Raw genomic sequence first — 12240 nt, forward strand, 5'->3', positions numbered from 1 at the left:
AATAATATAAGAATTATTTACAGGAGATGTACTTTATATTAAAACCTTGTCAGGATTTATTATCATTAGATCTATTTGAAATGAGATCTAATAAGGATTTAATTAAAATGAGTTCATTTATAACAAATTCTAAAGCGGTTTTATTACAAATGGATTGGTTTTAATTAAATCCTGATTGGGATTAATCATAAATTAAAAATAATTAAATCAATGAGTTTTCATGGAATTAAAAAAATAAGAGAATGGTTTTACTTGTAAAAAAAGATCTTGATGAACATCCATATAACATAAATAATGAATATCAGGATAGCAATCCCAAAGATATAAAAGACAATATTGAATATTTTATCATATTTCTTTTGAGATTCCGTTAATTCAGGCGGAGGCATCAGTTTAAAATAGACCAAAGTATTAGGTTGAATTTTTATATCAGGACGGAAAATCTGTACTCCTTTTAGAAAATGCCTGTAAAGCTGGAATTTGTTTTTTAAAGGATGATATTCCCACTGAAAACTCAGAATACGTTCGTGAACTCTGTTAGATTTATCTTTTTTATAGACGATTAATTTTGTACTTACACGCTTAAAGTTGAGCAGAACGCTTATGTCAGATTTATAATTTTCCTTTGCAGCGCACAAGTCTGAATATAAAAACTCTTCTGAAATTTTACCATCCTGCGAAAAGATAAAAGCACCTTGGTCATTCACCAATACACTGTATTTATTTCGTTTTCTGTTTCGGATAAAATGGATAGCAATGACAAAACTACTAAGCCCACAAACAATCGCCAGTAAGAATAATAGTAATAAAGTTGAGGTATCTTTCATCAGATTATCTATCAAATCGTGACGAAATAATTCATAAAACGTGAAAATTGAAAGTCCGGCCAATACTACAATAATGAACCAGATTAATATTGCTCCAAAAATCCTAGCCGAGTAACTGATTTGGGATTCCATTGCCGGAAATTTTTCTTTGATTTCTGTCATAATTTAAGTGAATGAAAATACAAACCAAAAGATAAGTGCACAAATGATGATCGCCAATGAAAATATGATAAAAAGGGATTTATTCTTTACTTTTTATTGACTGTCCACGTTTCTTTTTCAATATAATAATCAGAAAAAATAGTCGGACTGATCTTAAGGTCGGGACGAAAAGTATGAATGCCCTGTAAAAAATGTGCGTATAAAGAAAGTTTATTGTTTACTGCCAGTAAAGTTAAATTCATATCTAAATGCTTCATTTGCTTACCTCCTTTTTCAGATGTAACGTAAATTTCAAGAAGGGGATATATGCCAGATGATCGCGTGGTCACAGATTTTACATCAAATAATTCATCCGAAGAGCAAAGGTCTGAATACAAAATTTTTTCGGTGATTTTTTTCTCTGAATTGTAATAAAACATTCCGTCTTTATTGATGATAATTTCTTTCGCCAGTTTCTTTCTTTTGATGAAATAATAATGAAAGGCGGGAATTAAAATTAAAAAAGAAATACCAAAACAAATGACAGAAGGCCAAAGCATTACCTTAAATCCTCTTTTGTAAATACCGTAAATGGGAAGAATAAAAAATAAAGCAAAAGCGAAAAATAGAAGAATAAAAAAAGTAGCTTTTAAGAGGAATGTCAAAAAAGTACTTGTTTCGGATTTTATACTTGGAAATAGTGTTTCCATATTATTTTATGATGAAAAGATGGTGAATTGGCGAAAATAAGTATTTCTTTTTTTAGTTGCTAAAGGCAGTCAAAAAAATTATCTTTGTTTTAATAAAAATCGATCAAAAAACATGGAAAACAGCAAATATCCTAAGTTTACATTTACATGGCTCGGCGGCCTTACTTTGTTAGTAGGCTTGTTCGCGGGAACAATGGTGATTTCTTTCTTTAATGTATTCTGGATGTTTGTAATGAAAGAAAATTTGCAGTATAAAGACTGGTTTTTTATGCTTTCTAACGCAGCCGGATTTCTTTCTGCAATTGCTTTCTTTGATTTTTTTATTGTACGAAGAACGACGGGGAAAAAGCTTAATTTCAATTTTTCGCCTACCAATTTTTATACCTATTTATTGATTTTTCCGATGATGATCGGGATGATGTTTATTGCAGAATTTATTACTTCACAAATTCCTACAACAGGTCCGTTTTTCGGAAAATACTATGAGTTTTTTACCCAGCTGATGGATCAGTTAACGGATGATCCTGTGGTGATGATTATTACTGCCGTGATTTGTGCTCCGATTTTTGAAGAGATTATTTTCAGAGGAATTATTCAGAAAGGATTAATCAATAAAGGCGTTGAACCATGGAAAGCTATTTTGTATGCTTCATTAATTTTCGGAGTGGTACACGCCAATCCGTGGCAATTGGTAGGTGCGGTTTTATTAGGTTGCGTTTTGGGATTGGTTTACTATAAAACAAAATCTTTACTGCTTCCAATGTTGCTGCATGGGTTTAATAATTTATGCTCCACATTATTAATTACGTATACGAAAACCGAAAGTTTTGCTGATGCTTTTAAAGTTCCTGAATGGATGATTTTAGCCATCGGAATTGTACTTTTTTCTTTGTTTTTTTATCTTTTTACGAGAAAAAATAAAGTGCATTATACTGAGATTTAATTTTAAACACAAATTACACAAATTTTTAAGCACTAGTTTTACAAATAATGTTGGTGTTATTCGTGAAAATTATTTGTGCTTTTAGTGTTTAAAACAAAAAAATAGAATTTAAATAAATGAAAATTGGATATGGAATTATTAGTTGCCACACACAACGAACATAAAAAAGAAGAAATTCAGCAGATTTTAGGAAATGAATTTGTCGTAAAAAGCCTTACAGATTATGATATTCATGAGGAAATTGTAGAAGATGGCGATTCTTTTAATGCAAATGCTCTAATTAAAGCTAAATATTGCTTTGAGAAAACAGGAATTCCAAGTTTGGGCGACGACAGCGGTTTGGTAATTGAATCTTTAGACGGAAGACCCGGAATTTTTTCTGCCCGTTACGCCGGCGATCACGATTTTGCTAAAAATATCGAAAAGGTTTTAAGCGAAATGGAAGGTGTTGAAAACAGAAAAGCCTATTTCATCACAGTTTTATGCTATTATGATGAAAACGGTGCTAAATATTTTGATGGCAGAGCTCACGGAAATTTATTAACTGAGAATAAAGGGTTTAAAGGATTTGGTTATGATCCTATTTTTGTTCCAGAAGGTTATGAAATGACTTTTGCGCAAATGGAACCGGAAGATAAAAATAAAATAAGCCACAGAAAACAAGCTTTGGATCTATTTTTGGATTTCCTGAAAGTGACAGAATAATTTTTTAGATTGAGATTACACTCAATATCGACCTAGGAAGTGGAGGCGTTAAGAAAATTTAGATTTAATCCGTTAAAAAATTCCCACTGTTTGAGCACGAGGTAAATGATAAACCGAAGAACAAATTATGAATTCGTGCGAGTTTTGGGGATTTTAGGATTCAATTTAAATTTTTAGTCGGAGCTTCCTAAGTCTTGAATTTTTGTTTCTTTTGTTTCAAGACAAAAGAAAATGTAGATTTTCTGTCGTACATTTGTCTTAATAATAAACAATTAATTTGAGTACTTATTTAACGATATTAGGCTTTAACTCAGCGATTCCTACGATCAATTCTTCTCCCACTGCGCAGTTTTTGGAAATGGAAGAAAGGTCTTTTCTGATAGACTGTGGCGAAGGAACTCAGGTACAGTTGAGAAAAGCAAAGGCAAAATTTTCGAAGATCAATCATATTTTTATTTCACATCTTCATGGCGATCATTGTTTTGGTTTGCCGGGGCTTATTGCGTCTTTCCGATTATTGGGAAGGGAAACTCCGTTGCATGTTTATGGGCCGAAAGGAATAAAAAAAATGCTGGAAACCATTTTTACGATTACGGAAACGCATCGTGGTTTTGAAGTGGTGTATCATGAATTGGATAAAGATTATTCTGAGAAAATTTACGAAGACAATAGAGTGGAAGTGTATACAATTCCTTTGGATCACAGGATTTACTGTAATGGTTATTTATTTAAAGAAAAACCAAAAGACAGACATCTGAATATGAAGGAAATTGCAAAATACAGCGAAATAGAATCTTGCGATTACCATAATATAAAGGCCGGAAAAGATTTTGTATTGAGTGATGGTTATGTACTGAAAAACGAAGTTCTTACCATCGATCCTGCGCCGCCTGTTTCTTATGCATTTTGCAGTGATACAAGATATTTGGAAAGCGTAATTCCGATAATTAAAAATGTAACGGTTTTGTATCACGAGTCTACTTTTTTACATGATTTAAAAGAAATGGCAGACTATACGGGGCATACGACGGCATTGGAAGCAGCAACAATCGCTCAGAAAGCACAAGTTGGGAAATTGATTTTAGGACATTTCTCAAACCGTTATGGTGATCTTACGGTGTTTACGGATGAAGCGAGACAGATTTTCCCGAATACTTTTTTACCGAAGGCGCTGGAGCCTGTGAAAATTTAAAAATTTATGTTGAAGTTTGAAGAATTAAAAATCTTCTTGGATGAAAAGGCAGATCAATACAATCATCCTGAGTTTATAGAAAATGATCCTATACAGATTCCTCATCGTTTTTCTTTGAAGCAGGATATTGAAATTGCAGGGTTTTTGGCGGCAACCATTTCTTGGGGAAACCGAAAATCAATTATTAATTCAGCTGAAAAAATGCTCGCAATTATGGGAAATTCTCCTTATGATTTTGTGATGAATTATTCTGAGAAAGATTTAACAGAAATTCAGGACAAAAGTATTCACAGAACGTTTAATGGGGAAGATTTTACTTATTTTATTAAGCAGTTCAATAGAATTTATGCTGAAAATGAAAGTTTGGAAAGTTTATTTAAAGTAAATGATTCAGAAATTAATTTTTCTCATGCGATTGAACGATTCAGAACCAATTTTCTTGGAATTGAAAAGCACAGAACGTACAAACACGTAAGTTCGCCCTATAAAAATTCATCTACAAAAAAAATTATCATGTTTTTGCGATGGATGGTGCGTAAGGATAAACGTGGCGTAGATTTTGGTATCTGGGAAAGTATCGATCAGAAAAATTTATCCATACCTTTGGATGTACATACGGGAAATATTTCCAGAAAACTGGGATTAATTACAAGAACACAAAACGATTGGAAAACGGTAGAGGAGCTGGATCTTGTGATTAGACAATTTGATGAAAAAGATCCTGCAAAATATGATTTTGCATTGTTTGGATTAGACGTAACTAAAGAATTACTTTAAAATAAAAACACAATGAAAAACGACACTGAAAAAACTGAGATTTTAGAAAAAATTGCCAACGGAATTACCTGGTGGATTGGTTCTATCCCTTCATTAATTGCGCATACCTTATTTTTTATCGTTTCATTTCTTTTGCCGCTGCTTCATTTGGTGGAATTTGATAAGATGTTGTTGATTCTTACGACCGTTGTTTCACTTGAAGCCATTTATCTGGCGATTTTCATTCAGATGTCGGTGAATAAAAGCCATGAAAAAATTGAAGATATTCAGGAAGATATTGAAGATATTCAGGAAGATATCGAAGAGATCAGTGAAGATATTGAGGAAATCAGCGAAGATATTGAGGAGATTAATGAAGATATTGAAGATATTCAGGAGGATATTGAAGAAATCAACGAAGATGAAGATGATGAAGATCACAGTGAAAGGGCAAAAGCCGTAATGTTGAAGAGTAATGTGAATTCTAATAAAAATGAAATTAAATCTTTAAAAGATAAAATTCAGGAGCTTCAGAATATGATTGATGAACTGAAAAAAGATTAATTTTATACTAATTTATAAGAACAGTAAATAATATATTTATGAAAAAGGCTAATTGTAGATTAGTCTTTTTTGTTTTAAAATTAGAACGAAATTAGAATCAGATTAGAATTTAAATAAATTGAGTTATCGTTGATAATTATACAGGTTGTGATGGGTTTTTAATCAAAAAGAATTAGTATTTTTGAACAAACAACAACAAAATGTTAAAATATAGACTAAAAAACTACCTTTTTCTCTTAGTATTATTGTTTGTTTCAACTTCTTTATCTGCTCAGAGAAAGCCACCAAAAAACATTGTTAATTCCATGAACAGCAAAGCGGGGGCTTTTATTGATGTAAATGCTGCCGGTTATGCACCTTCTAATTATACGCCGGCACAATTGGTAAAAGACATCTTGATCAACGGAGGATCTACCTGTTCTGTACCGGATGTTAGTAATGTAACTGTAACGCCCAACCAGGCGGCTTCAGAAGCCAATCGTTTTTGGGGATATTTTCATAAAGGAACTACAAACTTTCCTTTTACAGACGGTATTGTTTTAACAACAGGGCAAGCAGCACAAGCCGGAAATGTAGCTGCTAGTGCCAGTTATACCATCCCTGGCGCAGGTACAGATGATCCCGATTTATTGGTAGCAGTGCCTAATAACAGCCCTACAGATCATTATAATGATAATGTAATGCTGGAATTTGATTTTGTACCCAACTCTAATCAGGTTAAATTTAATTATCTATTTGCTTCTGAAGAATATACAAGTAATTATCCTTGTCAATATTCAGATGCTTTTGCTTTGTTAATCAGACCTGTTTCTGGAGGTCCTTATGTAAATTTAGCGGTGTTGCCAAATAATGCAGGACCTGTTGCAATGACAAATATCCGTCCTGCTATTACGGGGTCTGGAGGTTGTGCTGCGGTGAATGAGCAATACTTTGATGGATATAATTCGGCTAATATTGTGACAAATTATAATGGAAGAACAGTTCCTTTAACTGCGGTTGGAGATGTAACACCCGGTGTAGCTTATCATTTTAAAATGGTATTGTCCGACTATAGAGACTGGAGTTTTGATTCTGCTGTATTTATCGAAGGGGGTTCTTTTGATATCGGAATTAAAATCGTTGATGCCAACGGTGTTGTCTTGCCTAACGAGTTGAAAATGTGTGACAATACACCACAAACTTTAATAGCTCAGGTATCTCCCCAGCCGGGAATGACTTTCCAATGGTTTAAGGGAGGAACTGCAATCAATGGAGCAACTGGCGCTACCTATGTGGCTACATCACCAGGCGATTATGAGGTGTCGGTAATGGTTCCGGGGAACAACTGCCCGGCATCTGCTATCATTACCATTTTAGGCGGAACTACGCCAACAGCTCAGAATGCCAACTTAAAATTGTGTTCTACACCTACCAATAGTACATTTAATTTAAATGATGCTAAACCTTTAATCAGTACTACTACCGGAGCAGTGTTCCGTTTTTATACAACACAAGGTGGAGCAACAGCGCAGGATAATACATTTATCCCGGATGCTAACCTTGCAGCTTATAACGGTACAGACGGACAGATTTTATACGTTCTGGTTTCCAACGGTGCTTTCTGTAGCAAAGTGGTGACTTTAACTTTAAATAAAGAAGATTTGCCAATTGCGCAGCTTAATGCAGATAGATTAAGGCTTTGTGTGGGAGAATCTGTAACTTTAACGGCTTCTGGAGGAGTAACTTACCAATGGGGAGATACTTCTAACACAGGAGCAGTGAGAACATTAAGCCCGACTCAGACAACTACCTATACAGTATACGCTATCGGAGCTCAGGGATGTAAATCTCCAACGCCGGCGACTTTAACAATTGATGTGGTTCCTGCTATTGTTTCTGATTTAAAAGGCGGAATGATCTGCCAAGGCGATCAAATTACATTAGACGCGGGTGCAGGTCCTAATTACAGCTATATCTGGAGTACAGGTGATACTTCTAAAACCATCACAGTGAGCACTCCGGGCACTTACAGCGTGACAATTACCAATGGAGTTTGTTCAAAAACATTTACAACACAGGTAATTCGTGCGATTATTCCTGAAATAATTAATGTTGATTACAAAGAAAATGGTGTGATGACGATCACAGCGAGTAATCCAAGTAACGGACCGTTGGAGTATTCTGTTGATAACGGAGTGACTTGGCAAAATTCTAATGTATTTTCGGGAGTTCCAAGAAATACGGTGATTGCTATCCGAGTAAGAGTGAAGAGCACAAGTTGTGTAGGATTCTTAGAATATTTCACTTTTGTAATGCAGAATGTGATTACGCCAAACGGAGATAATTTAAATGATATGATTGATTTCCGAGGAGTTAGTGAGTATAAAGATTTCAAAGGATTTGTTTTCGATCGTTACGGAAAAACAGTTTTCACGGCGAGCAAAATGACCCCTTACTGGGATGGATACTTCCAAGGGAAACGCCTTCCTACAGCTACTTATTGGTATCAGGTAACATTCCAGGATCCTGCAAGTAAGTTGTTGACAGTAAAAACAGGCTGGATTTTATTGAAAAATATAGAATAAGCTTTAAATAAAATTTTAAAAAGACTAGCAATATTGTTAGTCTTTTTTTGTTTCTATGGTAAAAGTAAAATTAATATTCAGTAATAAATAAAAATATATTAGTAATAATACAATTTGCTTTGAATTGAATTTTAATTAAAAAAAATAGTATTTTTGTTTAAAATAATATAAAATGTTAAATAGGAGGACAAGAAGTTTATTTTTGACTTTGTTGATGGCCTTTGTAAGTACTTTTACTTTCTCTCAAAACAGGAAAACGGGAAGTACTCATAAAGCAACGTCATCTACAATGAAGGCAGGATCTTTTATAGACGTTAATACCACAAACTATCCCGAATCCAGTTACAGTATTACTCAGTTGGTAAAAGATGTTTTGATTTCCGGAGGTTCTACATGTGCAACGGCAAATGTAACTAACGTTGTTGTTTCTCCTAATTTATCCGTTAGCGACCAAGGTAGAAGCTGGGGCTTTTTTAATAAAGGAACTACAGCGTTTCCTTTTGATAGAGGGATTATTCTTACTACAGGGCACGCCAGAAAAGCCGGAAATGTATTTCAATCTGGTCAGCTGAATGACGGTTTGCCAACTAATGGCGATACAGATTTAGCGACTGCTTTAAATGTAAGTAATTCCGACCTTCACGATGCTACTTATATTGAATTTGATTTTGTACCGACTTCTACGGAAGTTACGTTCAGATATATTTTTGCTTCAGAAGAGTATGAAAGTAATTATCCGTGTACGATTGGAGATGGTTTTGCCTTATTGTTGAGACCTGCATCGGGAGGTGCTTATACCAATCTTGCAGTGTTACCGGGTGGGGCAGGGCCTGTGAGTGTAACCAATATTCACCCAAATACTCAGTTTAATGGTGCTCCGTTGGCTTGTGCTGCTGCCAATGCTTCTTATTTCGGAGGATACAATACAACAAATATTCAAACCAATTTCAGCGGACGTACAATTCCATTGACTGCTAGAGCAACAGTAACTCCTGGAGTTACGTATCATTTTAAAATGGTTTTGGCAGATTATCAGGATTCAAACTACGATTCTGGAGTGTTTTTGGAAGCGGGGTCATTCAATATCGGAGTTAAATTGTTAGATCCTGCGGGGGTTCAATTACCTCAATCTATTAATGTTTGTGATAATACACCTCAAACTTTTACAGCTTCTGTTCAAGGTTCTGGTGCTACTTTTCAGTGGTTGTTGAATAACGTTCCGATTACGGGGCAAACAGGACCAAGTTATACGGCAACAGCGCCGGGAACATATACCGTTCAGGTGTTTTTACCGGGAAATTCATGTCCGGGAACGGCTAGTGTAACAGTGGTGGGAGGAACTTCGCCCACGGTACAGAATTCTACCTTAACCGCCTGTTATGCGCCGGGAAATGCATCCTTTAATTTAACATCGGCTCAGTCATCCATAAGTACAACGCCGGGGGCTACTTTTACATATTATGTAAATCAGGCAGATGCTGTGGCTGGAAATGCAAGTAATATTGCAGTTCCTACCGCTTTCGGAAGTGCAGGAGGTCAAACTATTTATGTTTTGGTGAAAAATGGTTTCTGTTCTAAAATTGCAGAATTACAATTAATTAAAGCACCACAATCTACAGTTTCTATCGCGCCGCCAACTGTTTTAACTTGTACGAATTCTCAAATAACGTTAAATGCTTCGGCGTCAACTTATCCTACAGGTTCTACATTCAATTGGACGACGACGGGCGGAAATATTGTTTCAGGCGGAAATACTTTGAACCCCGTGATAAACGCTGCAGGAACATATACTTTAACGATTTCAAACACCTATCAACCAGGAAATACGGTTTGCTCTACTTCAGGATCAATCACGGTAACAGGTGACAGTGCACCGCCTACAACGGGGCTTACAGCTTCTAAAATTCAGATATGTGCCGGAGAATCTGTTACTTTAACGGCTTCCGGAGGAGCAACTTATAATTGGGGAGGCGGTCTTACAGGAACAGGAAATACACAAACCGTGACACCAACAGCAACAACTACTTATACAGTGACAGCTGTGGGGGCAAATGGCTGTGTTTCTTCAACTTCTGCAACCATTACCATTGATGTTTCACAGCCCATTACGGTGAATAATGCTTCTTTAATTAAATGTTATGAGCCTGGAAATATTACTTATGATTTAACTTCGGCTCAGCCACAAATGACAACGGCGCCAGGGGTTACTTTTGATTATTATTTGCTTCAGGCTGATGCTAATGCAGGAAATGCGAATACTATTGCAACTCCAACTGCTTATCAGAGTGCAGGAAATCAAACAATTTATGTTTTGGTGAAAAACGGAGGTTGTCACTATGTGGTTACATTACAATTGATAAGAACAGCAACCACCAATCTGTCAGTAGCAACTCCTCAAACCATTACATGTACGACGACGCAAGTTACATTGAATGCTTCGGCATCTGTAATTCCGGCAGGGTCTACAATTCAATGGACGACATCTGGGACAGGAAATATCGTTTCAGGAGCAAATACATTAACCCCGATTGTTAATCAGGGCGGAACTTATACTTTAACGGTAACCAATGTTACTTTACCACAAAATTTAACGTGCACGTTTACCATTAGTGTAAATGTAATTAAAGATACAACGCCTCCTGTAACAACGGTAGTTTCATCACTTCCACAAATTTGTGCAGGAGAATCTGTTACATTAACGGCTTCTGGTGGCGCCACTTATACTTGGGGGAATGGTCTTACGGGAACGGGAAGTACTCAAACGGTATCACCTACCTCAACAACAGTTTATACCGTAACTGCGATAGGAGCTAATGGATGTGTATCTGCAACGCCTGCCACAGTGACAGTAATTGTTGGCCCACCAGTGGCAATTTTAGCAGCTTCAAAAAGTAAAATTTGTGCCGGAGAAACAATTACATTAACGGCTTCAGGAGGTGTTACCTATGAATGGGTCGGTTTACCAGGAAATGGACCCACTCAGACGGTGACACCATTAACGACAACAACATATGAAGTATTTGCATTAGGTGGAAACGGTTGTAAAGTGGCTAATCCTACAACGATTAAAATTGAAGTAGTACCCGCGATTGTTTCAACATTAGAAGATGTGTACGTATGTGTGGGAGATACTGGAATTTTAGATGCTGGAGCAGGCCCGAATTATACTTACCTTTGGAGTAATGGTGCAACTACGCAAACTATTTCTACAAATGTTGTTGGCCCATATTCTGTGACAATCAGCAATGGGGTTTGTTCGAAAACTTTCTCAGCTCAGTTATTAAATCCAGATTTACCACAGTTTACCAATGTAGGATATGAAAACCATGTTCTTACTCTTACAACAACCAACCCAACGGGAGGGCCTTTAGAATTTTCTATTGATGGAGGAGTAACTTGGCAAAATTCAAATGTATTCTACAATGTGTTGGATAATGCAAATTATAATTTCATGGTAAGAGTAGTTGGTGCGAAATGTAGTACAACGTTACAGTATTTCACATTTGTGGTTGCAAATGCGATCACGCCAAACTACGATGGGGTAAATGATGAGGTAGATTTTACAGGAATTAGCCAGTATAATAATTTCTCTGCATCTATTTTCGATAGATATGGTGCTGAAATATTCAAGGCTTCAAAAGGAAATACCGTTTGGAGAGGTACCGTGAAAGGTCTTGTATTGCCAACTGCTACGTATTGGTACAGAGTGCAATGGGAGAATCCTGCAAGTAAAAAATTAGATCAACGTTCCGGCTGGATATTGCTAAAAAATAGAAATTAAAGAAAATTTAATAATAAAAATCATACAATCTAAAAGTCTTTCATAATTGAGAGACTT

General features: G+C 35.7%; 9 protein-coding genes. 7 read left to right on the forward strand and 2 right to left on the reverse strand.

The genetic code is table 11. The annotated features are described in order from the left end of the window. Positions 1–248 precede the first annotated feature (248 nt). Positions 249–989, reverse strand: a complete 741-nt coding sequence (locus OXQ85_RS16970; protein ID WP_267405998.1) for a hypothetical protein — start codon at positions 987–989, stop codon at positions 249–251. An 86-nt stretch (positions 990–1075) separates the two neighbouring features. After that, positions 1076–1678, reverse strand: a complete 603-nt coding sequence (locus OXQ85_RS16975; protein ID WP_267405999.1) for a hypothetical protein — start codon at positions 1676–1678, stop codon at positions 1076–1078. Positions 1679–1790: 112 nt separating this feature from the next. Between OXQ85_RS16975 and OXQ85_RS16980 the strand changes: the two genes are divergently transcribed. From OXQ85_RS16980 to OXQ85_RS17010, 7 genes are all read left to right on the forward strand, one after another. Next, positions 1791–2621, forward strand: a complete 831-nt coding sequence (locus OXQ85_RS16980; protein ID WP_267406000.1) for a type II CAAX endopeptidase family protein — start codon at positions 1791–1793, stop codon at positions 2619–2621. Positions 2622–2744: 123 nt separating this feature from the next. Next, complete coding sequence (gene rdgB / locus OXQ85_RS16985) at positions 2745–3326, forward strand: RdgB/HAM1 family non-canonical purine NTP pyrophosphatase (RefSeq protein WP_267406002.1); 582 nt, start codon at positions 2745–2747, stop codon at positions 3324–3326. Positions 3327–3603: 277 nt separating this feature from the next. Continuing rightward, a complete protein-coding gene (locus OXQ85_RS16990; RefSeq protein WP_267406004.1) occupies positions 3604–4518 on the forward strand; it encodes a ribonuclease Z in 915 nt (304 codons plus the stop codon). 9 nt (positions 4519–4527) lie between these two features. After that, positions 4528–5295 (forward strand): TIGR02757 family protein, encoded by a 768-nt coding sequence (locus tag OXQ85_RS16995; RefSeq protein WP_267406148.1) that lies wholly within the window; start codon positions 4528–4530, stop codon positions 5293–5295. 12 nt (positions 5296–5307) lie between these two features. Further along, complete coding sequence (locus OXQ85_RS17000; protein ID WP_267406006.1) at positions 5308–5838, forward strand: DUF1003 domain-containing protein; 531 nt, start codon at positions 5308–5310, stop codon at positions 5836–5838. Positions 5839–6143: 305 nt separating this feature from the next. Beyond that, positions 6144–8402, forward strand: a complete 2259-nt coding sequence (locus tag OXQ85_RS17005) for a choice-of-anchor L domain-containing protein (RefSeq protein WP_267406008.1) — start codon at positions 6144–6146, stop codon at positions 8400–8402. Between the two features lie 172 nt (positions 8403–8574). Continuing rightward, positions 8575–12183: a choice-of-anchor L domain-containing protein gene (locus tag OXQ85_RS17010; protein WP_267406010.1), complete on the forward strand. Its 3609-nt coding sequence runs from the start codon at positions 8575–8577 to the stop codon at positions 12181–12183. Positions 12184–12240: the final 57 nt, after the last annotated feature.

It is taken from the genome of Chryseobacterium sp. GM_Chr_2 (assembly GCF_026540445.1).
Taxonomy (GTDB): domain Bacteria; phylum Bacteroidota; class Bacteroidia; order Flavobacteriales; family Weeksellaceae; genus Chryseobacterium.